General features: G+C 52.5%; 21 protein-coding genes and 3 pseudogenes. 14 read left to right on the forward strand and 10 right to left on the reverse strand.

The window, feature by feature from the left end:
- Positions 1-14: 14 nt before the first annotated feature.
- The gene (gene oscA / locus HBN79_RS06020; protein ID WP_016782652.1) at positions 15-197 is read right to left on the reverse strand and encodes a sulfur starvation response protein OscA; all 183 of its coding nucleotides are present in this window, start codon (positions 195-197) and stop codon (positions 15-17) included.
- 430 nt (positions 198-627) lie between these two features.
- Between oscA and HBN79_RS06025 the strand changes: the two genes are divergently transcribed.
- Positions 628-876, forward strand: a complete 249-nt coding sequence (locus tag HBN79_RS06025) for a TIGR02647 family protein (RefSeq protein ID WP_094999754.1) — start codon at positions 628-630, stop codon at positions 874-876.
- A gap of 33 nt (positions 877-909) precedes the next feature.
- A pseudogene (locus tag HBN79_RS06030) lies at positions 910-2,154 on the forward strand (class I adenylate cyclase); the annotation flags it as partial.
- 23 nt (positions 2,155-2,177) lie between these two features.
- Here HBN79_RS06030 and rnk read toward each other — a convergent pair.
- The 3 genes from rnk to cyaY all read right to left on the reverse strand — a co-directional run bounded on the left by rnk (position 2,178) and on the right by cyaY (position 3,431).
- Positions 2,178-2,591: a nucleoside diphosphate kinase regulator gene (gene rnk, locus HBN79_RS06035; protein WP_019828269.1), complete on the reverse strand. Its 414-nt coding sequence runs from the start codon at positions 2,589-2,591 to the stop codon at positions 2,178-2,180.
- 292 nt (positions 2,592-2,883) lie between these two features.
- Positions 2,884-3,102: a DUF1289 domain-containing protein gene (locus tag HBN79_RS06040; protein ID WP_153326713.1), complete on the reverse strand. Its 219-nt coding sequence runs from the start codon at positions 3,100-3,102 to the stop codon at positions 2,884-2,886.
- The gene (cyaY, locus tag HBN79_RS06045) at positions 3,099-3,431 is read right to left on the reverse strand and encodes an iron donor protein CyaY (protein ID WP_094999751.1); all 333 of its coding nucleotides are present in this window, start codon (positions 3,429-3,431) and stop codon (positions 3,099-3,101) included. The genes HBN79_RS06040 and cyaY overlap by 4 nt, the downstream gene beginning before the upstream one ends.
- 203 nt (positions 3,432-3,634) lie before the next feature.
- On the opposite strand from cyaY, the gene HBN79_RS06050 reads away from it, so the two are divergent.
- The 6 genes from HBN79_RS06050 to HBN79_RS06075 are packed head-to-tail and all read left to right on the forward strand — an operon-like array spanning position 3,635 to position 8,192.
- The gene (locus HBN79_RS06050; RefSeq protein ID WP_019828266.1) at positions 3,635-3,790 is read left to right on the forward strand and encodes a lipoprotein; all 156 of its coding nucleotides are present in this window, start codon (positions 3,635-3,637) and stop codon (positions 3,788-3,790) included.
- A gap of 9 nt (positions 3,791-3,799) precedes the next feature.
- Positions 3,800-5,047: a diaminopimelate decarboxylase gene (gene lysA / locus HBN79_RS06055; RefSeq protein ID WP_094999750.1), complete on the forward strand. Its 1,248-nt coding sequence runs from the start codon at positions 3,800-3,802 to the stop codon at positions 5,045-5,047.
- Positions 5,048-5,051: 4 nt separating this feature from the next.
- A complete protein-coding gene (gene dapF, locus HBN79_RS06060; RefSeq protein ID WP_094999749.1) occupies positions 5,052-5,882 on the forward strand; it encodes a diaminopimelate epimerase in 831 nt (276 codons plus the stop codon).
- 13 nt (positions 5,883-5,895) lie between these two features.
- Complete coding sequence (locus tag HBN79_RS06065) at positions 5,896-6,612, forward strand: DUF484 family protein (protein ID WP_095017855.1); 717 nt, start codon at positions 5,896-5,898, stop codon at positions 6,610-6,612.
- Positions 6,613-7,509 carry a tyrosine recombinase XerC gene (gene xerC / locus HBN79_RS06070; protein ID WP_094999747.1) on the forward strand — a complete coding sequence of 299 codons (897 nt, stop codon included), beginning with the start codon at positions 6,613-6,615 and terminating at the stop codon, positions 7,507-7,509. It abuts the gene before it with no gap.
- On the forward strand, positions 7,506-8,192 hold the full coding sequence (locus tag HBN79_RS06075) for an HAD-IA family hydrolase (RefSeq protein WP_094999746.1): 687 nt from the start codon (positions 7,506-7,508) through the stop codon (positions 8,190-8,192). The genes xerC and HBN79_RS06075 overlap by 4 nt, the downstream gene beginning before the upstream one ends.
- A 168-nt stretch (positions 8,193-8,360) precedes the next feature.
- On the opposite strand, the gene sutA is transcribed toward HBN79_RS06075, so the two are convergent.
- The 3 genes from sutA to glnK all read right to left on the reverse strand — a co-directional run bounded on the left by sutA (position 8,361) and on the right by glnK (position 10,879).
- On the reverse strand, positions 8,361-8,687 hold the full coding sequence (gene sutA / locus HBN79_RS06080) for a transcriptional regulator SutA (protein WP_094999745.1): 327 nt from the start codon (positions 8,685-8,687) through the stop codon (positions 8,361-8,363).
- 482 nt (positions 8,688-9,169) lie between these two features.
- Positions 9,170-10,507, reverse strand: coding sequence for an ammonium transporter (locus tag HBN79_RS06085; protein WP_094999744.1), 1,338 nt, complete (start codon positions 10,505-10,507; stop codon positions 9,170-9,172).
- A 33-nt stretch (positions 10,508-10,540) separates the two neighbouring features.
- Positions 10,541-10,879 carry a P-II family nitrogen regulator gene (gene glnK, locus HBN79_RS06090; protein ID WP_169916447.1) on the reverse strand — a complete coding sequence of 113 codons (339 nt, stop codon included), beginning with the start codon at positions 10,877-10,879 and terminating at the stop codon, positions 10,541-10,543.
- Positions 10,880-11,295: 416 nt separating this feature from the next.
- Here glnK and HBN79_RS06095 point away from each other — a divergent pair, with 416 nt between their 5' ends.
- Both HBN79_RS06095 and HBN79_RS06100 read left to right on the forward strand, forming a co-directional pair.
- The gene (locus tag HBN79_RS06095; RefSeq protein WP_094999743.1) at positions 11,296-11,556 is read left to right on the forward strand and encodes an accessory factor UbiK family protein; all 261 of its coding nucleotides are present in this window, start codon (positions 11,296-11,298) and stop codon (positions 11,554-11,556) included.
- 46 nt (positions 11,557-11,602) lie between these two features.
- Complete coding sequence (locus tag HBN79_RS06100) at positions 11,603-12,031, forward strand: VOC family protein (protein ID WP_095017856.1); 429 nt, start codon at positions 11,603-11,605, stop codon at positions 12,029-12,031.
- A gap of 1 nt (position 12,032) precedes the next feature.
- Here HBN79_RS06100 and HBN79_RS06105 read toward each other — a convergent pair whose 3' ends face one another.
- Both HBN79_RS06105 and HBN79_RS06110 read right to left on the reverse strand, forming a co-directional pair.
- A complete protein-coding gene (locus HBN79_RS06105) occupies positions 12,033-12,338 on the reverse strand; it encodes a HigA family addiction module antitoxin (RefSeq protein ID WP_094999741.1) in 306 nt (101 codons plus the stop codon).
- 7 nt (positions 12,339-12,345) lie between these two features.
- On the reverse strand, positions 12,346-12,624 hold the full coding sequence (locus HBN79_RS06110; RefSeq protein WP_169916448.1) for a type II toxin-antitoxin system RelE/ParE family toxin: 279 nt from the start codon (positions 12,622-12,624) through the stop codon (positions 12,346-12,348).
- Positions 12,625-12,799: 175 nt separating this feature from the next.
- Between HBN79_RS06110 and HBN79_RS06115 the strand changes: the two are divergent.
- The 3 genes and pseudogenes from HBN79_RS06115 to HBN79_RS06125 form a co-directional block, all read left to right on the forward strand.
- Positions 12,800-13,765: pseudogene (locus HBN79_RS06115) on the forward strand (YifB family Mg chelatase-like AAA ATPase); the annotation flags it as partial.
- Positions 13,766-13,806: 41 nt separating this feature from the next.
- Positions 13,807-15,561: a recombinase family protein gene (locus tag HBN79_RS06120; protein ID WP_169916449.1), complete on the forward strand. Its 1,755-nt coding sequence runs from the start codon at positions 13,807-13,809 to the stop codon at positions 15,559-15,561.
- A 410-nt stretch (positions 15,562-15,971) separates the two neighbouring features.
- Positions 15,972-17,567, forward strand: a complete 1,596-nt coding sequence (locus HBN79_RS06125) for a hypothetical protein (RefSeq protein ID WP_169916450.1) — start codon at positions 15,972-15,974, stop codon at positions 17,565-17,567.
- Positions 17,568-18,769: 1,202 nt separating this feature from the next.
- On the opposite strand, the gene HBN79_RS06130 is transcribed toward HBN79_RS06125, so the two are convergent.
- Entirely contained in the window at positions 18,770-19,252 is a 483-nt protein-coding gene (locus HBN79_RS06130; protein ID WP_169916451.1) for a hypothetical protein, read from the reverse strand.
- 78 nt (positions 19,253-19,330) lie between these two features.
- Here HBN79_RS06130 and HBN79_RS06135 point away from each other — a divergent pair.
- Positions 19,331-19,882: pseudogene (locus HBN79_RS06135) on the forward strand (ATP-binding protein); the annotation flags it as partial.

The following is a 19,882-nucleotide window of genomic DNA, read 5'->3' on the forward strand; positions in this document are numbered from 1 at the left end:
TGCGCTTGAACGATTCAGGCGTTTTTCTGACTCGGGTTTTGCAGGCGGAATTTCTCTTTGCGTTCGATCTGCACCACTTGCGCGTTATGCACAGTGATTTCCACAGCACCAAAGCGCAGGTCTCGCAGCGCGCTCTGGATTTCCCGCAGGATGGTTGCTTCGTCCTGGCCGTCAACGCTACGCAGAGATGCGCTCATGGTGCTGCTCCTGAAAATGGGGTGCCGACAGGGTTGCTGGCGTAGGGGCAATAGTAGTGAGGTGTAGATATTCTTAAAAATACTATTTAAGAATGTTTATATAACTGAAAGCTCAAAACAGGCACTTGAGCACCATGTGTAGCAGCTGCCGAAGGCTGCGTCCGGTTGCGAAGCGACCGTAAATACTGCCCGCGATATTTTTCTGACACAGCGCAGGGCTCGGTTTTACGACCGCGGCGCGGCCGGACGCAGCCTCGTTCCTTCGGCAGCTGCTACGAATTTCCCAGCGGCAAAGTGGGACGCGACTACACTCCAACTGCCTTATAACGACAGGATGTTTTGCAAAGGTGGGAACTGTTGCTGGACAGTCAGCACAAGTGGGATCACCTTAGAGCGGCTGTCGTCTTTTCCTGCATAGTCTGGAGTCTTTATGTCGTTTACCCCTGAGTTGGTTGCCGAACTGGAAGTCCTTGCACTGTTTGACTTGGAAAGTACCCTTGAGGGCCTGAAGATTCATCAACATGCCGCGCCAGAAAAAGTCGCCGCGGCGCAGCGCCTGTTCGAGAAAAAACTGATCGATCAACCCGATGGTGGCTATCTGACAAGCCTGGGACGTGATGCTGCCGAAAGTGTCCAAGTACTGCTGTCGATTCTTGTTGAATCCAAAGAAGTTGCCTGACGCCACGCCCCGCCCTCGGGATCTGAACGATTAATGATTCCGCGGGCACACTTATCTCCGCCCGCACTGAACCAGAGAACTGAGCGACAGGTTCTCCAGCAGTTGCGTGGGCGCTTTTTGCGCGTCAATCAGGGTCGCCTGGCCCGAGCGGTAGAGGGGCTGGCCCCTCGCCAACAAGCGCTACTGAACCTGTTGGCGCTGCTCTTTCATATCAATCACCCGCTCTTGCCCGGTTATGTGTCTGACTGCACTCCCGCCGGGGTGTCGGGTTATAAACCTGACGCACTCGCCCTCGCCTCTGCCCGACATCTGATTCACGACTTTTCTTGCAGCATGGGCAACGCTTGCCAGTCACAACCGATCCATGGGCTTTTTTTGATGGGCAGCCTCGGCACATTGGCCCAGACCGCGCAAAGCGATATGGACGTGTGGGTTTGCCTCGCTCCGGACTTGAATGATGCCGCCGTGTCGGCCTTGCGCAAAAAATGCCGACGCCTGGAAGCCTGGGCGACGAGCCAGGGCTGTGAAGCACACTTCTTTTTGATCGATGCACAATTGCGCAACGACGAGGGCGACGAGCCACGACAGAGGTTGTTGCTCGATGAGTTTTATCGCACCGCCATCTGGCTCGCCGGGCGCACACCGATGTGGTGGTGGGTGCCGGTGCATGAGGAAGCGCGGTACGCTGAATTCGCCTGTGGGCTACTGGAAACAGGGGTAATCGACCGTGACGAAACCATTGATCTTGGCCACCTGGCCCATATTGCCCCCGGCGAGTTTCTGGGCGCCGGGCTGTGGCAATTGCTCAAGGGCATAGAGGCGCCCTACAAGTCGCTGCTCAAGCTGCTGCTGATTGAGGTGTACGCCAGCGAGCACCCGCAGGTGAGCTGCCTGAGCCTGGGGTTCAAACAGAGGGTGTACGCCAATCAACTGGACCTGGATGAGATGGACCCCTACGTGGTGGTTTACCGACGTATTGAGCGTTACCTGGAGGGCCGGGGTGAGTTGCAGCGACTGGAACTGGTTCGCCGCAGCCTCTACCTGAAGGTCGGCCACGAGTTGAGCAATGGCGAGGCAGGCATGTTGTGGCAGCGGCGGTTACTCAAGCGCCTGACCCGCGAATGGGGCTGGGATGAGCAGCACCTGGCAATGCTCGACAATCGCTCGCAATGGCAGGCGCAGCAGGTCAGTCATGAGCGTCGGGCCCTGGCCCGGGAGCTGAGCGTCAGCTACCGGTCTTTGCGTCAGTTTGCCCGTGACGAGCAAACGCCTGCGCTGTGACATGACTGATCCGGAAGGTCTTAAGCGCTGAAATCGCTTGCTGCTTTTGGCTGGTATTCCACTTCAAGCAGTTCCAGCTTGAGGGTCTTGCCACCGGGAGCAGGCCAGTTGATGTGCTGGCCAACTTGCAGCCCCAGCAACGCGCTGCCCACAGGGGCCAGAATCGAAATCTTGCCTTCGTCGGCGTTGGCGTCTTTTGGGTATACCAGCGTCAGGCGGTAGTCCTTGCCACTGCTTTCTTCGCGACAATGCACACGGGAATTCATGGTCACGACGCCGGCAGGCACTTCTTCGTGGCCAACGATGGTTTCGGCGCGATCGAGCTCGGCTTGCAGTGCCTCAATGCCAGGAGTCGTTTCTGGCAAGCTGTCGATCAATTGCTCCAGACGCTGTACGTCCAGGCGGGTGAGGATGAGTGGGGTTGGTGTGCTCATGACCTGGCAGACTCCTTTTTTCTGCACGAAAAAGCAAAACCCCGCCGGAATATGGCGGGGTTTTGACGAACCTCGTTAGTGCGAGGCGAACCCGGACACTACCACAGCAAAATAAATACACAAGCAGGGGGGACACTGCCCCCTGATTGCGTACGACGATTATCCGTAGCAGCTGCCGCAGGCTGCGTTCGGCGACGCAGTCGTCGTAAAGTCAGGCTCTGCGGTGTGTCAGTTGAACAAAGGACTCAGGTTTTGCGATTGCTACGCAATCGAACGCAGCCTGCGGCAGCTGCTACGGGAGCCGCTGCCGCAATTGGGCCTGTTCACAAATCACCCGGCGCCGCTGGTCGTCTGCCGAGCGCCACTCGCGAATATCTTCAACGTGGCGAAAACAGCCCAGGCAGACTTTGTGCTCATCCAGCCGGCAGGTGCTGATGCAGGGGGACGGCACTGCCGGACTAACGTTACTGTAGAGCGGTTTTGCAGGTTTAGCAGAAGCGGTCACTGTCAGATCTCTTCAAATTCCAGCTCGGCGCCTGCATGTTCCAGTGTCAGGCGCTGAACCATTTCGCTGAGCAGCTCGTCGCTTTTATCGCACTTCCACGAACTGCGTTTTTCATCGTAGTCGAAGTGAAAACCGCCGCTGGGGGCCGCCAGCCAGAGCTGCAGCAGCGGCGCCTGACGGCTGAAGATCAGGGCTTTGCCATTCTCGAACTTGATTGTCAGGATGCCGGCGGAATTCTCTACATCTACATCCAGATCAGAGTCATCAAAGATGTCTTCCAGATTTTCCTGGGTGGCATCGACCAGATCGTGAAAACGGGCTTCAGTCAAACTCATGGTGGAACCTCGTAATATCTAGTCATGCTCGGAGCTCGCAAGATACGGGCGCTCCAGGCCGATTGCAAACCCCATAACAGCCATCTGCCCGCGACCACTGATCATCCACACAGGACGTAACGCTCGGCCGCTCTGCTGCATAGGCAAGCTGGTGGGTGCTCGGTATACTCGGGCGCAATTAATGCTTTTCAAAGGATTTCGCCATGAAGCGCCTGATCTCTTCTATTGCTGCGCTCGTCGCGGTCGCCTGCCTTGTTTCTGCCTGTGGTCAAAAAGGACCGCTGTATCTTCCCGATGACAGCAAATCCCCTGAAGACCAAGCGAAGTCGTCGCAATCGCAATCGCACAAGCACCAATAAGGGAACACCATGGACGCTTTTAATTACCGGGACGGCGAGCTGTTCGCCGAAGGTGTTGCGCTGACGGCCATTGCCGAGCGTTTTGGCACGCCGACGTATGTTTATTCCCGGGCACACATCGAGGCGCAGTACAACGCTTTCGCCGATGCCCTGAACGGCATGCCGCACCTGGTGTGCTTCGCGGTCAAGGCCAACTCCAACCTGGGCGTGCTCAATGTCCTGGCGCGTCTGGGCGCCGGTTTTGACATCGTGTCCCGTGGCGAGCTGGAGCGTGTTCTGGCCGCTGGCGGCACGGCTGACAAGATCGTGTTTTCCGGTGTCGGCAAAACCCGCGATGACATGCGTCGCGCTCTGGAAGTGGGCGTGCACTGTTTCAACGTCGAGTCCACCGAAGAGCTTGAGCGCTTGCAGGTGGTGGCCGCCGAAATGGGCGTTCGCGCCCCGATTTCGCTGCGGGTCAACCCGGACGTCGATGCGGGAACCCACCCGTACATCTCCACCGGTCTGAAAGAAAACAAGTTCGGCATCGCCATCGCTGACGCCGAAGATGTCTACATCCGTGCCGCTCAATTGCCGAACCTGGAAGTGGTCGGTGTCGATTGCCATATCGGCTCCCAACTGACCACCCTCGAACCGTTCATCGACGCTCTCGACCGCCTGCTGGCACTGATCGACCGACTGGGCGATTGCGGCATCTACCTGCGCCATATCGACCTCGGTGGCGGCCTGGGCGTGCGTTACCGCGATGAAGAGCCGCCACTGGCCGGTGATTACATCAAGGCCGTGCGTGAGCGCCTCGACGGGCGTGACCTGGCGCTGGTGTTCGAGCCGGGTCGTTACATCGTGGCCAATGCTGGCGTGCTGCTGACTCAGGTCGAGTACCTCAAGCACACCGAGCACAAGGATTTCGCCATCGTCGATGCGGCGATGAACGATCTGATCCGCCCGGCCCTGTACCAGGCCTGGATGGACGTGACTGCAGTTCGCCCGCGTGACAGCGAAGCCCGCGCCTACGACATCGTCGGCCCGATCTGCGAAACCGGTGACTTCCTGGCCAAGGACCGCCAGCTGGCGCTGGCCGAAGGTGATTTGCTGGCCGTGCATTCGGCCGGTGCCTATGGTTTTGTCATGAGCTCGAACTACAACACCCGTGGCCGCGCCGCCGAAGTACTGGTGGATGGCGATCAGGCGTTTGAAGTGCGTCGTCGCGAGACTGTTGCCGAGTTGTTTGCTGGCGAAAGCCTGCTGCCGGAGTAAACCCATGTTGCTGCGTTTTACCAAAATGCACGGCCTGGGCAATGATTTCATGGTTCTCGACCTGGTCAGCCAGCACGCGCACATCCTGCCCAAGCATGCCAAGCAATGGGGTGACAGGCACACGGGTGTCGGCTTTGATCAGCTATTGATCGTTGAAGCACCGAGTAACCCGGAGGTGGACTTCCGTTACCGGATCTTCAACTCCGACGGTTCCGAAGTGGAGCAATGCGGCAACGGGGCGCGCTGCTTTGCGCGCTTCGTGCTCGACAAGCGCCTGACCACCAAGCGCCAGATCAAGGTCGAAACCAAGAGCGGCATTATCGAACTGAACGTGCGCAGCGATGGGCAAATCAGCGTCGACATGGGGCCGCCGCGCCTGGTTCCGGCAGATATCCCGTTTGTGGCCGACGCCCAGGCGTTGAGCTATGAGCTGGATGTCGATGGCCAGACCGTCGAGTTGGCTGCCGTTTCGATGGGCAACCCCCATGCGGTGCTGCGCGTAGACGATATCAACGCTGCACCGGTGCATGAACTGGGCCCCAAAATTGAACACCATCCGCGCTTTCCCGCACGGGTCAATGTCGGTTTTCTGCACGTGATAGATCGTCAGCGCGGGCAACTGCGCGTCTGGGAACGCGGCGCCGGGGAAACCCAGGCCTGCGGCACCGGCGCCTGTGCAGCGGCCGTGGCAGCCATCAGCCAGGGCTGGATGGACTCACCGCTGATCCTCGATCTGCCTGGTGGCCGGTTGTCCATCGAATGGGCAGGCCCTGGCCACTCTGTGATCATGACCGGCCCGGCCATGCGTGTTTACGAAGGACAAGTCCGTTTATGAGCGAGCGCAACCGATGACCGACAAGACGCAGCCAGCAGCACTCGACGTCCCTGTGGATAACTCGCAAGCCGCAACGGTTGTAGCGTATCTGCAGGAGCATCCGGATTTCTTCAGCCAGCGCGAAGAGCTGTTGCTGTCGCTGCGCATTCCGCATCAGCGTGGCGACACCATTTCGCTGGTGGAACGTCAACTGGAGCTGCTGCGCAGTCGCAATATCGAGATGCGTCATCGCTTGTCGCAACTGATGGACGTGGCCCGTGACAACGACCGTCTGTTCGAAAAAACCCGTCGCCTGAACCTGGCCCTGATGGACGCCACCAGCCTCGAAGAGCTGGTGATTGCCGTCGAAGACAGCCTGCGCCAGGACTTCCAGGTGCCCTTTGTCAGCCTGGTGCTGTTTGGTGACAACCCGATGCCGGTCGGCCGTTGGGTCAGCAGCGCCGATGCGCAACGGGCGCTGGGTGGCTTGTTGACTGAAGGCAAGACCGTCAGCGGCAGCTTGCGCGAGCACGAGCTGGACTTCCTGTTTGGCGAAGAGCAGCGCAAGCAAATCGGTTCCACGGCCGTGGTAGCCCTTAATCATCTGGGGTTGCACGGTGTACTGGCGATTGCCAGTCGCGATCCGCAGCACTACAAAAGCTCGGTGGGCACGCTGTTCCTCGGCTATATCGCCGAAGTGCTGGGCCGGGTGCTGCCGCGCTTTACCAACGCGCTGCGCTCGGTGCGCTAGATGGAACGGCAACTGGACGCTTACTGCATTCACCTGCGCAGTGAGCGCCAGGTGTCCCCGCATACGCTTGAGGCCTACCGCCGCGACCTGAACAAGGTGCTGGCGTTTTGCGCCAAGGAATCAATCCCCAGCTGGGCGGCACTGGATATCCAGCGCATGCGCCAACTGGTGTCGCGTCTGCATCAGCAAGGGCAGTCCTCGCGCAGTATTGCCCGTCTGCTGTCGGCGGTACGCGGGCTTTATCACTACCTCAATCGAGAAGGCCTGTGCGACCACGATCCGGCAAACGGCCTGGCCCCGCCAAAAGGCGAACGTCGCCTGCCCAAGACCCTGGATACCGATCGCGCCCTGCAATTGCTGGAGGGTGGTGTCGAGGACGATTTTCTGGCCCAACGCGATCAGGCCATTCTGGAGCTGTTTTACTCGTCGGGCCTGCGCTTGTCGGAGCTGACCGGGCTAAATCTGGAACAGCTGGATCTGGCTGACGGGCTGGTCGAAGTGCTCGGCAAAGGCAGCAAGACCCGCGTGCTGCCCGTCGGCAAGAAGGCCCGGGAGGCGCTTCAGGCCTGGCTGGCAGTGCGGTTGCTGGCCAACCCCAAGGACGACGCCGTATTCGTCAGCCAGCGTGGTACGCGCCTTGGGCCAAGGGCAATTCAAATGCGGGTCAAGGCTGCCGGTGAGCGTGAGCTGGGACAGAATCTGCACCCGCACATGCTGCGCCATTCATTTGCCAGCCATCTGCTGGAGTCCTCCCAGGACTTGCGTGCCGTGCAAGAGTTGCTCGGGCATGCGGACATCAAAACCACGCAAATTTATACTCATCTGGATTTCCAGCATCTGGCATCGGTCTACGACAGCGCCCATCCAAGGGCCAAACGCAGTAAGGACAGTGAATGACGATTGAGCTGATTACCTTCGACCTCGACGACACTCTGTGGGACACCGCCCCGGTGATCGTCAGCGCTGAAGCCGTGTTGCGTAACTGGCTGACGGATAACGCACCAAAATTGGGCGCTGTTGAGGCCGGGCATTTCCAGGCGATTCGCGAGCGGGTATTGAGTGAGGAGCCGCAGCTCAAGCACCGGATCAGTGCCCTGCGTCGGCGCATTCTGTTTCATGCGCTGCACGGTGCGGGTTACGCCAACGCTGCGTCTTTGGCCGATGATGCCTTTGAGGTGTTTATTGAGGCGCGTCACGCCCTGGACGTATTCCCCCAGGCCGAGCCGACCCTGATGGTGCTGGCACGGGATTACGCCCTGGGTGTGGTGACCAACGGTAACGCCGATGTGCGAAGAATAGGTTTGGGCCATCACTTCAAGTTTGTGTTGTGTGCTGAAGACATTGGCATTGCCAAACCGGACGCGCGCCTGTTTCACGAAGCGCTGGCGCGCGGTGGCGTGGCAGCAGGGGCGGCGGTGCATGTGGGCGATCACCCCGGTGACGATATTGCCGGAGCGCAATTGGCAGGCCTGCGTGCAGTGTGGTTCAACCCCGGCGGCAAGCACTGGGACGGGGACAAGGCTCCCGATGCGGAAATTGGCTGTTTGAGCGAGTTGCCGCTGGTGTTGAAGCACTTGTAACTGTGGGAGCGGGCTTGCTCGCGATGCAGGCACCGCGGTCGCCAGACAAACCGGAATGTTGCAATCACGATAAGCCCGCGCCACAGGGATGTGAAGTTTTCCAACACCCACAAAAAAACCCGCAGCGACGGCGGGTTTTTTCTTCAAGCATGCAAGCGGTCCTTATCCTTAGATAGGACGGCTGCCGTACTTGTTGTCAGGCTTTTTGGGCGGGTCAGCCACCACATTGGCCTCAACTTCCTGCACCTTGCCGCCCTTGGACAAAAACTCTTCCATGGCGCGGGCCAGAGCATCACGCTCCTTGTTTTTAGCTTCTACGCTCGGCAGGTCATCAACCGACACAGCGGCCTTTGACTTGCCTTTGGCCGCAGGGGCCGGCGCATCATCGCCACCATCGTCGTCTGCAACATCCTCGGCGGCCGTTTCCAGGCCCTCTTCGGTATCGTCGTCTTCGCCTACTTCGAGGTCATCGTTTTCCAGATCGTCGTCGCTCATGTTCTACCCCATGACATACGTATAGCAGATTAGTTATAGACCAGCTGTGGCGACTGTCGACCACCGCTGGTGAAAAAGTAGCCTTGGGCAAACCGCGGCTTACGCCTCTTCATCGTTGTAAGGTGAAGAGGGTTTGGCGAATACCACCATCATTACGGCATCCGCCTGAATTAACACCTCGCCAGGCGCCCTGTGCCGAATGCTCCAGCACACGGATCACGGGCCTTGAAAGCGTCGGGAGATCATCCTCGCCTTCGTCGTACTCGAGCATTGTTTTCTGCCCTCGGCGCGCATTCTAGCGTGCTGAAGAAAAAAGCAAAGCGGCTAATAGTCGAGTTGTGTCGCAAGCACGGGTCGCATAAACAAGCGTAGAACTTCGCAACCCCAATAACCTGTAGGGGAAATCATTTCATAGCACCGAATATCGCCTTATTACCGGCAAAAAAAAACCCGGCACGCCGGGTTTTTTTATAGAGGGAACCTTACAGGTTGTAACCACGCTCGTTGTGCTGAGCCAGGTCGAGGCCCACAGCCTCTTCCTCTTCTGTCACGCGCAGCCCCATCACGGCATCCAGTACCTTGAGGATGATGAAGGTGACGATCGCGGTGTAGACCACAGTGAAGGCTACGCCCTTGAACTGGATCCAGACTTGCGCTGCGATGTCGGTCACGGTGCCGAAGCCGCCCAGTGCCGGGGCTGCAAACACGCCGGTGAGGATTGCACCGACGATACCGCCGATACCGTGCACACCGAACGCATCCAGCGAGTCATCGTAGCCCAGCTTGCGCTTGAGGCTGGTGGCGCAGAAGAAGCAGATCACGCCAGCCGACAAGCCGATCACCACCGAGCCCATCGGGCCTACGGTGCCGGCAGCCGGGGTGATTGCCACCAGGCCTGCTACCACGCCCGAGGCGATGCCCAGTGCGCTAGGTTTGCCATGGGTAATCCACTCGGCAAACATCCAGCCCAGGGCTGCGGCTGCGGTGGCGATCTGGGTCACCAGCATGGCCATGCCGGCAGTACCGTTGGCGGCCGCTGCAGAGCCTGCGTTGAAGCCGAACCAGCCGATCCACAGCATGGCAGCGCCCACCAGGGTGTAACCCAGGTTGTGTGGCGCCATCGGGGTGCTTGGGTAGCCTTTGCGCTTGCCGAGCACGATGCACGCTACCAGGCCGGCGATACCGGCGTTGATATGCACCACAGTGCCGCCCGCAAAGTCGAGTACGCCCCAGTCCCACAGCAGGCCGCCGTTGCCGCTCCACACCATGTGCGCAATCGGTGCGTACACCAGGGTGAACCACACGCCCATGAAGATCAGCATGGCGGAGAATTTCATGCGCTCTGCAAAGGCACCGACGATCAGCGCCGGGGTGATGATGGCGAAGGTCATCTGGAAGGTGATGAACACGGCTTCCGGGAACAGCGCGGTGGATGAGGTCAGGCTTTCAGGCGTTACACCCGCCAGGAATGCTTTGCCAAACCCGCCGATAAAGGAATTGAAGTTGGTGACGCCCTGCTCCATGCCCGTGGTGTCGAACGTGATGCTGTAGCCGTAAATGACCCACAGAATGCTGATCAGACCGGTAATGGCGAAGCACTGCATCATCACGGAAAGAATGTTTTTGGAGCGCACCATGCCGCCGTAGAACAGCGCCAGGCCGGGAATGGTCATAAACAGCACCAAGGCTGTAGCAGTCAGCATCCAGGCGGTGTCGCCGGAGTTGAGGACTGGAGCAGCCACTCCGTCTGCCGCCATGGCCAGGCCAGGCATTACGACGGACAACAGGGCTCCGAGCCCTGCGATTTTACGCAGAGTCATAGTGTTTTCTCCTGGGGCGTTGGGTTTGGCGGCTTAGATTGCGTCGGTATCGGTTTCGCCGGTACGGATGCGAATAGCCTGTTCCAGATTGACTACGAAAATCTTGCCGTCACCAATCTTGCCGGTGTTGGCAGCCTTGGTGATCGCCTCGATAACCCGATCAAGATCCTTGTCGTCAATGGCGACATCAATCTTCACCTTTGGCAGAAAATCGACCACATATTCCGCTCCGCGATACAGCTCGGTATGGCCCTTCTGACGGCCGAAGCCTTTGACCTCAGTAACGGTAATGCCTTGTACGCCGACCTCAGACAGCGACTCGCGCACGTCATCCAACTTGAACGGCTTGATAATGGCGGTGACTAGCTTCATGAAACTTCTCCCGAATTGGTGGACTTGCCCCAGGAAAACAAACCCGGCTCAAGTCTAAGCGCAGTGTCTGGCTTTGTAACGCATCGTCAGCCTTCTTCAGGCTGTACAACGTGTGTAAATCGCTGGTGACGAAAACACTCCTTGAACCACCTGCCGCACTGCCTTCGTCACAGCTACTGCATCAGTGCATGAGTCATGTTGGTCTTAGCAGAAACCTTGCCATGTCTGGAAAAATCAATAATTACAGCGATTTAGAGGAAGTTGATGGCTTTTTGCCTGATTTCTCGGGGTATTTGTGCTCGAAGATGGTGCGAAGCTTGCGGGGGTGGTGCGCGAAAAATGTGCAGAAAGCCCCCGCCAATGGGGGCCTACACCCCGTGATACACTCGTCACCATCAGTTTTAAGGACCTTATCCATGCTCGCGCCCAAAGATTTTCTCGACGCCCTTGGCGGCCACGCCTCCCGCTTGTTCAGTGGCGAAACCGCGCTGCCGCGCAATGAAATCGAAAGCCAGTTCAAAGCCTTGCTGCAAAGCGGTTTCAGCAAGCTTGATCTGGTGAGCCGCGAAGAGTTCGACAGCCAGATGGTGGTTTTGGCGCGCACCCGTGCTCGCCTCGAAAGCCTGGAGGCCAAAGTGGCCGAAATGGAAGCAAGGCTGTTGCCGCCGAGCGAATAACGCTCAAAGGCGGTGCATTCGCCTGTATTAACAAGGATGTTTTTATATGCTGGTGATGAACCCGCTAGTGCCCGAGATGATCGTCTCGGACCTTTCGCGCAGTCTGCATTTTTACTGTGAAGTGCTCGGTTTCAAGATCGAGTACCAACGGCCCGAGCATCTTTTTGCGTTTCTGTCATTCCATGGCAGCCAGTTGATGCTGGAACAGGACGACCTCGAAGAGTCTTCCTGGCGGGTCGGCCCGCTGGAGCAGCCGTTCGGCCGGGGCATGAACCTGTCGATCAAATGCCCGGATGCCGATTGCCTGATCGAGCGCCTGCAAGCCGCTGGCCACACCCTGCGCAAACCCCTGGAAGAACGCTGGTACCGCAGCAATGAAGTGCTGTTTGGCGAGTGCAACTTTTTGGTGCTCGACCCCGATGGCTATTTGTTGCGCTTTGCCGAGGATCTGGGGACCCGAGCACTGGAGCAGTGAGTCAGGCGCAGTGGTGAATGGGTTGCACCTGTTCGCGAATCGCTGCACCGCGGTCGATTTCTGCCGTGCGCAGGTCGTAAGTGGTTTGCAGGTTAAGCCAGAACTCCGGGGTGGTTGCCAGGCAAATTGACAGGCGCAGTGCCATATCGGCACTGACGCCACGGCGCTGCAGCACAATATCGTTGACCGTCGGCGCGGACACCCCCAGCGCCCTGGCCAAAGCAGCAGACGAGAGGCTCAGGGGCTCAAGGTATTCTTCCTTGAGAACTTCACCCGGGTGAACCGGGCGCATGCCATTTTTGATCATGATGACCTCAGTGGTAATCAGCTATTTCTACTGCTTCAGGGCCATTGGCGCCCCAGACGAAGCAGATTCGCCATTGTGCGTTGATGCGGATGCTGTACTGGCCCTTGCGTGTACCGCTGAGAGCCTCGAGCCGGTTGCCAGGTGGTGACGCTAGATCTGTCAGCACGCTTGCAGCGTCCAGCATGGTTAATTTTCGTTCAATTACATTGAGAATGTCTGACCATAAGCGCGTCTTGCCATTTCGATACAGACTTTCAGTTCTGTTGCATTTAAAACTTACAATCATGATTAATGAATAACGTTATTGATTAATCATAGGGTCTTATAATTTTTTCGCCACCGCACTTTGGCAGTTCGTTGGCCGTGCTCCCATACCCGTTAACATCCCGTATCCATTCCATGCCTGCCCCTGGCTTGAGATTCGCGCACCATGGTTTTTTTGCGAACTCAAGGAATGAGTCATGGCTCTGGCGATTGTTTACAGCCGCGCCCAGGTGGGCGTCGAGGCGCCTGCCGTTACGGTCGAAGCGCATCTGGCCAATGGGTTGCCTGCGTTGACGCTGGTTGGTTTGCCCGAAACAGCGGTCAAGGAAAGTAAAGACCGGGTACGCAGCGCAATCATCAACTCCACCCTGGATTTCCCGGCCCGGCGTATCACCCTCAACCTCGCGCCCGCCGACCTGCCCAAGGACGGCGGGCGTTTTGATGTGGCCATTGCCCTGGGCATTTTGGCGGCCAGCGGGCAACTGCCGGCTGTGGCGCTGGAGCAGGTGGAGTGTTTGGGCGAACTGGCGCTATCGGGCGCAATCAGGCCAGTGCAGGGCATATTGCCTGCCGCCCTGGCAGCAAGGGCCGCAGGCCGGGCGCTGGTGGTACCGCAGGCCAATGCCGAAGAAGCCTGCCTGGCCTGCGGGCTGACAGTAATTGCGGCCGAGCACTTGTTGCAGTTGGTGGCCCATTTCGCAGGTCGGGAGGTGATAGAGCCCTATATCCCCAGCGGCTTGCTGCATATCAGCAAACCCTATCCCGACCTGAGCGATGTCCAAGGGCAGCTTTCGGCCAAACGGGCATTGCTGGTCGCTGCTGCTGGCAGTCACAACCTGCTGTTTACCGGGCCGCCGGGCACGGGTAAAACCTTGCTGGCCAGCCGCCTGCCCGGCTTGTTGCCACCGCTCAATGAGCAAGAGGCGCTGGAAGTGGCCGCCATTCAGTCAGTGGCCAGCCAAGTGCCATTGAACTGCTGGCCACAGCGACCGTTTCGCCAACCTCATCATTCGGCCTCGGGGCCGGCGCTGGTGGGCGGCGGCTCCAAACCGCGGCCCGGGGAAATAACCCTGGCCCATCACGGCGTATTGTTTCTGGATGAGCTTCCCGAGTTTGATCGCAAGGTTCTGGAAGTCTTGCGAGAGCCCATGGAGACTGGTAAGTGGTATTCTCACACTTTGCCAAACGTCACAGGAAGCCCGGAATGCCTACTGCCTACGCTTATATCCGCTACTCATCCAAGGCCCAAGGCGAAGCCGGTAGAGACTCCGTAGACCGTCAAATGGCTTCAATCCAAGCTATTACAAAGCAACAAGGTATTGAGTTGCCGCCCGAGAATATCTACTCGGATACGGGCATATCTGCACACGATGGAAGCAACAAGAGAAAGGGAAAACTAAAAGAACTCATTGATATGATAAGCGACATGCATATCAAAGAGGGCGACTACATATTCGTTGAAAGTATCGACCGCCTTAGTCGCCAAAGACTTCTACAGGCAAAAGAACTGGTCAATGGCATCCTTGAAAAAGGTGTTATTTTAATAACTACTATTGATGGTCAACGGTATGAAAAACCAAACGAAACAAACCGAATTGATGACTTACAGCAAGATATCCTTTTAAGTGTTATCGCAAAGCGAGCATACGAAGAAAGTAAGACAAAATCAGTTCGCAGAAAGTCCGCATGGAATAGAGCCAAAAAACTAGCGGAAGAAGAAAAGGTCATTTTTAACGCCCATAATCCACCCTATGGCATTCGATATAACAAAGAACTTAATTGCTTTGAAATCGAGGAAGAAGAAGCTCAGGAAATAAGAGATTTCTTTGAGAGCTTGAAATATGTCGGCGTGTCGTTGTCAATTAAAAAGCTCAACGCTTATTCAAAACGAAAATGGTCAAGTAGAAATATAAAGCATCTAATAGATACGAAATACGTTCTTGGTGCTTACATGGCTCAACGAAGAGATGAAAACAAAAAGAAAGTATTTGAGCGATACATTGAAAACTATTATCCGCAAATCGTTTCATATGAACTATTTAATGAAGCAATAGCGGCGATGAAAAACAGAGCACAAAGAAAAAACTATGGCAACCAAAGTGTTGGTAGCTTGAACATTTTCCGCCACAGCATCAAATGTGATTGTTGTGAGGCATCTATGTTGTTTGAAAAACAAACAAACCCCAAAGGCGTCGTTTATCCGTATTTTCAATGCTACACACGCAAAGAATTAAAAAATGGATGCGACCAACCACGCTTTCGTTTTGACTTGGCTTTTGGGTTATTTCTTGAACTCATATATCAATCAACAACAAATGAAGATTTCGACGTTCACCCATGGCAAAACGAAGACCCAAATCCCGAACGTCCACATGAATGGATAACTCGTGAAAGCGGGATGATTTATCGTCTCCCAACACAAGACGACATTGATGAAGAAGAACGGGTAGAGAATTTTAGAGAATTATTAATCAAGCTACTGTCAAACAGAGAGAGCCAAACCAAAGACAACAAGAAAATTGTAGAACTGAACAACCTTTTGCTTGAACAAAAAAGTTATAGAGACAACCTAATGAAATCTTTTGCTGGTTTCACCAGTGGAGTTATCCCAAAAGAATTCTTAGAGGTAGTTAGCAAAACAGAAGCAAATATCAACGATATTGAACAAAACCTTGCAGAACTACAAACACAAATAAACATCAAGAAAACCACTATAAACATTTACTCCGAAAACGACATAATTGATTTGTATAAAACAGAAGATGGTCGCTTAAAAATAAATCAATTCTTTGTTGCTAATGACATCACTTTCAAGTTCAACTTCGAAAAAACCACAAGAACTTTGTTTGCTAAGATTTTCCAGAATGGTTTTGAAATTGACCGCATAGCGAAACAGTTCAGCCTACATAATCCACTTAAAGAGTTTGGCATCAACAATCTCAACGAATACTTTAATTGATACCATAACAATCAAAGTAGGCTGCCTAATCGGTGGCCTTTTTTGTGTTCGCTTGAAAATAAAATAATTAATGGTAACTTGTAGTTAAACAACTCAAAACTGAAAGTATGAGTTTTTATCAACCAGCTGATAATAATTTCACACTTTCCTTCGGAAAGACGCACTACGTGCTTGCGAATTTATTACTGGCCCTTGTCAGGGGGACAGAAGCAAAATCAAAAGCTTAACTGGTCAATAAGAAAATTTTCACCAACTCCATTGGCTGTAATTTCTCTTGTAGACCACGCTATCGAAGTCTCTGAACCCTTGGCAGGGTCATCGCCATACGCAGTCACCAGCACGCCCGTAGGCGGCCTGAGTGACGAAAACAAACCAGTTCACCAGTAAGGTGAACATCGATCAGGAGCAAAATGACCAAAGTCAAAAATATGATTTGGAAACGTTTAAATTTCACCGGTGTGAAATCAAAAACAAAAGGCAATATCCTCGGAACCAATCAACTAACTAAATCCCTTGAACATTCGTTAAGACTTGTTCAAAAGCATGGCATGGAATTTAATTTAGACTTGAAAATGAACAACTTGATTGTTCACAACAATAAAATTATTCAGCTCGAAACTCTATCGAAAGATGAACGAAGAGATATATTGAAAAGCATAGTTGAACCTGCTATTGCAACAAGTGAATCAAAACAGCTATCCACTGTTAACAATTCCGACCTTTCTAAGTACTCGTACAAACTGAAACAACTCGCTCAAAAAAATGAATCCCCTGAACTCACTACACTTCTCGAAAGTATATTGACCAATAAAAACGAGCCAATAGACAAGGGTGAAACCCTTGCCCAGTTAGAGCTTTTGACTTTAAAAAGAAAGGAACAAAAAAAATCTTGCCTATCAACTTACATTGATTTGCACAATTCTAAAATGGAGCTTTCTAAACCTATACCCGATAATTTTCATAAGAAAAGAACAGTTATTCAAGAGGCATTTTGGAAATTTCCACTTAATCAAAATGTGGACAATATAAAACCGGCCCACTATATAAATACTATCAATAGCTTTTATAAAGAACATTTTCCAGATTATCCGATTAAACTGATTGTGTTTCATGGTGATGAAATTTCGTCGCCTGATGATAATGGCTTGGCTGTTCACCCTCATATATTTATAGATGGTAAAAACAGCAAAACAAATAAATACGACATAATCGACCAAGAATTTAGAATGGTGAATAAATTCAGGGGCTTGAAAGGTCTTGAACCACTCGATAGACACGATGGTAAATATTCCACCGCTGTTCAGTTGGGTGTAGATTATCAAGAAATGATTTATAAACACGTCAATGAAAAACTTGCCAAATATAACTATGATATATCTGTGGAGATCATACCGGATTCGCCAGAAAAAAAAGCAAGGAATAGGTTAATAAAAAAAGATACTTCACAACCTAAAATTGATAGGGTTTATAATTCCATAAGTCGAGGGACTGAACAAAAAGCAAAACTTGATAACGAATTGAATTCAATTAATGAACGAACTAAAAAAGCCGCTAATGCAATAAGTGAGCTTAGCGAAAACTTTAAATTAGCAAAGTCTAATTATTCCGAACAATTAGATGAATTCAAGACAGCCGAAAAGAAGAAAGTTGATACAAATTTAAAAGAATATAGAGCCGATGAAATAAAAAAGAACGATGAATACATTAAAGAACAATTGAATTTTATTGATAGAATATCAAGCATGTTCAAATCAATATCAGACTTTGTTGAGGTTTGCGTCAATAGAACTTGGAAGATGGACACTAAACGACCGACGAAGGAAAAAGTTATTGAGGTTAATAAAAGATTAGATGAAATGTATAAAGCATTACCAACAAGTGATGGTAAAAAAATAATCAATGACTATCTCGACGAACAAAATAAATCACTTGAAAAATATGATGTTGAAGCCAGCTTTAAACCTAAAAAACTGAACCCATCTCGCAGAACCTTGAAATTGCACTGATTAATTTTAACAGAGATATAAGAAGACAGAGTTTAAACTCTGTTTTTCATGTGAGTGCCATAAGTGGCAAAATCAAAAGCACTCTGGATGGTAAGAGCAAAAGCAGCGATTTGACTTTATATAATAAAATGATACAACATAAAAAGGTGAACCCCGAATGTTGTTAGCATTCAGGGTTCGGCGTTGATACTGAATGAGGCAGTTTCAACTTGTAATTAAAGTTATATCACATAATTTTATATCTTCAAGTCTCTCCCGCCTTAAAAATTCATAACTATAAGAAATTCAGTATTCACGCCTGTAAGCAATGTTGGAAATTCAGGTGATTGTTCCGTTGCGTAGCCAAAGAGAAATAGAATGGGGATATTGGAAATTTCTCGACCCGCCAGCCATAGAAATATGTTGAACAGGGTTCCAATGTGGTGTTGATATAGCCATCAAGTGTTCAAAGTTTAAACTGAGTATCACAGATTTAAACCCCGAGCTAAAACAAGCGTAATCGGGTAAGGCTCAACTGTTTTCAGTTTATGAAGATAGGAAGACCAGCTTTGCCCGAGCTTTATTCTGGTAAGAATAAAAGCGAAGGGCAAGGCTGGAATTAAAAAGATATCACACATGTACGTACCTACTCACATACACACACCTACACACCTACATACACATACACATACACATACCTACACCTACACCTACACCTACACCCACCTACACACTCACACCTCTACGCCATTACATCGCTAAAACACTCGAAACACCCCAAATTTAAGTGGTTTATTAGGTCGGGAGTAGTAAGACACCTATGCAGCTAATTACGCTTCGTAATCACGCATTTTAAATAACATCTTTTGGTAGCAAAACTTTCGAAAATTTTAAAGTCGTTATTTTGCCGTTTTTAGAGGATTCACCATCATCCTCGTATATTAATATCTACACGCAAAAATACGCTGTTTTTGGCCTATTTCCGTTAATGCACCAAAAAAATGCATTTGTTTTTTTATGAGTTTTTTATGTAGTTTTTTGAGTTTTCATCTTTTTGGACAGCCGTTTCTTGGCTTAAAATCAATGAAAACCACTGTCAATAGCAAAATGAAAATAAATTTAAGGTCGAACCTTATTAGTCAAATAGGGTTAGACCTTAATCAATGCAATCATCTGCTCATTTTTCAACCTTGAACAAGTTCAAGCTTTCAAAATGACCTTGCTTACCTATGCTTATGATTTGCACCACTTTCAGCAATTAACATTCCAACGATACGAGCCCCCCAAGTAATTACCAGAAGACCGACGACTATAAAAAACAATGTCCACATCCCTTTGAATGCACTGGCTAATAATGCAAATGGCACTACTGCTCCCCCAAGTAATACCATGCCAAGAATCGCCCAAAAACCACCCCATAGGAACCATGTAGTCAAAAGGCTAATGAGAAAGCTCAGGAGGCCGAAAACATATGAAAATATGTATATCGTTGCACCAGTAAAAAACCGAAGTCTTTTAAAGATTGAAAGTGGTAACAACACAAACAAAATCAACCCTATACATATCCATCCTACTGATATTAACGGCGGAATTATTTGTTCGTAAGCTCTGGTTATGCCTGCAAAAAATAAGAACGGTAAAGCCAGCAATCCTAGAAAAACGGCAATCCCGAACGCGATGCTCCCAGCTTTTGATAGAAATCCCATACAACCTCCTGTTGGCAAAATGCCATTCTCAGTCCAATCGGGAGCAAAAATCCATTGCTAAAAATTGTGTGGAATAACCCCCTACCATTCGAAAGCGGCTTTATCGTGATTGCACGGGCGAAAGATCGCATGCGTTTTCCGGCGCGCTTCCAACTGGTTGCGGCGATGAATCCCTGCCCCTGTGGATATCTTGGCGAACCCACTGGCCGCTGCCGCTGTACACCGGAGCAAATCCAGCGCTATCGCAACAAACTTTCCGGCCCGTTGCTCGATCGCATCGACCTGCACCTGACCGTAGCCCGCGAGACCACCTCTCTCAATCCGCCGCTTGCTTCAGGTGACACCACGGCCAACGCCGCCGGGCTTGTGGCTGCCGCGCGTGAGCGCCAACTGCAACGTCAGGGCTGCGCCAATGCCTTTCTCGATCTGCCGGGTGTGCGAACCCAATGCCGCTTGAGCGATATGGATAACAGCTGGCTGGAGGCGGCTTGCGAGCGCATGACCTTGTCACTGCGAGCGGCGCACCGACTGCTGAAAGTGGCAAGGACCCTGGCGGACCTGGAGCAGACACACAATATAGAGCGCAAGCATCTCGCAGAGGCGTTGCAATATCGGCCATTCAATGGCTGA

The sequence above is a fragment of the Pseudomonas sp. WS 5051 genome, from assembly GCF_012985715.1.
Lineage (GTDB): Bacteria > Pseudomonadota > Gammaproteobacteria > Pseudomonadales > Pseudomonadaceae > Aquipseudomonas > Aquipseudomonas bubulae.

Bases quoted from the DNA above. Each gene is read 5' to 3' on its own strand.
- rnk (WP_019828269.1), bottom strand. From the start codon at position 2,591: ATGAGCACACCAACCCCACTCATCCTCACCCGCCTGGACGTACAGCGT.
- HBN79_RS06100 (WP_095017856.1), top strand. From the start codon at position 11,603: ATGCTGGTGATGAACCCGCTAGTGCCCGAGATGATCGTCTCGGACCTT.
- HBN79_RS06025 (WP_094999754.1), top strand. From the start codon at position 628: ATGTCGTTTACCCCTGAGTTGGTTGCCGAACTGGAAGTCCTTGCACTG.
- HBN79_RS06125 (WP_169916450.1), top strand. From the start codon at position 15,972: ATGACCAAAGTCAAAAATATGATTTGGAAACGTTTAAATTTCACCGGT.
- HBN79_RS06095 (WP_094999743.1), top strand. From the start codon at position 11,296: ATGCTCGCGCCCAAAGATTTTCTCGACGCCCTTGGCGGCCACGCCTCC.
- oscA (WP_016782652.1), bottom strand. From the start codon at position 197: ATGAGCGCATCTCTGCGTAGCGTTGACGGCCAGGACGAAGCAACCATC.
- glnK (WP_169916447.1), bottom strand. From the start codon at position 10,879: ATGAAGCTAGTCACCGCCATTATCAAGCCGTTCAAGTTGGATGACGTG.
- HBN79_RS06105 (WP_094999741.1), bottom strand. From the start codon at position 12,338: ATGATCAAAAATGGCATGCGCCCGGTTCACCCGGGTGAAGTTCTCAAG.
- HBN79_RS06085 (WP_094999744.1), bottom strand. From the start codon at position 10,507: ATGACTCTGCGTAAAATCGCAGGGCTCGGAGCCCTGTTGTCCGTCGTA.
- HBN79_RS06050 (WP_019828266.1), top strand. From the start codon at position 3,635: ATGAAGCGCCTGATCTCTTCTATTGCTGCGCTCGTCGCGGTCGCCTGC.
- HBN79_RS06120 (WP_169916449.1), top strand. From the start codon at position 13,807: ATGCCTACTGCCTACGCTTATATCCGCTACTCATCCAAGGCCCAAGGC.
- HBN79_RS06130 (WP_169916451.1), bottom strand. From the start codon at position 19,252: ATGGGATTTCTATCAAAAGCTGGGAGCATCGCGTTCGGGATTGCCGTT.
- cyaY (WP_094999751.1), bottom strand. From the start codon at position 3,431: ATGAGTTTGACTGAAGCCCGTTTTCACGATCTGGTCGATGCCACCCAG.
- dapF (WP_094999749.1), top strand. From the start codon at position 5,052: ATGTTGCTGCGTTTTACCAAAATGCACGGCCTGGGCAATGATTTCATG.
- HBN79_RS06065 (WP_095017855.1), top strand. From the start codon at position 5,896: ATGACCGACAAGACGCAGCCAGCAGCACTCGACGTCCCTGTGGATAAC.
- HBN79_RS06110 (WP_169916448.1), bottom strand. From the start codon at position 12,624: ATGATTGTAAGTTTTAAATGCAACAGAACTGAAAGTCTGTATCGAAAT.
- lysA (WP_094999750.1), top strand. From the start codon at position 3,800: ATGGACGCTTTTAATTACCGGGACGGCGAGCTGTTCGCCGAAGGTGTT.
- xerC (WP_094999747.1), top strand. From the start codon at position 6,613: ATGGAACGGCAACTGGACGCTTACTGCATTCACCTGCGCAGTGAGCGC.
- HBN79_RS06075 (WP_094999746.1), top strand. From the start codon at position 7,506: ATGACGATTGAGCTGATTACCTTCGACCTCGACGACACTCTGTGGGAC.
- sutA (WP_094999745.1), bottom strand. From the start codon at position 8,687: ATGAGCGACGACGATCTGGAAAACGATGACCTCGAAGTAGGCGAAGAC.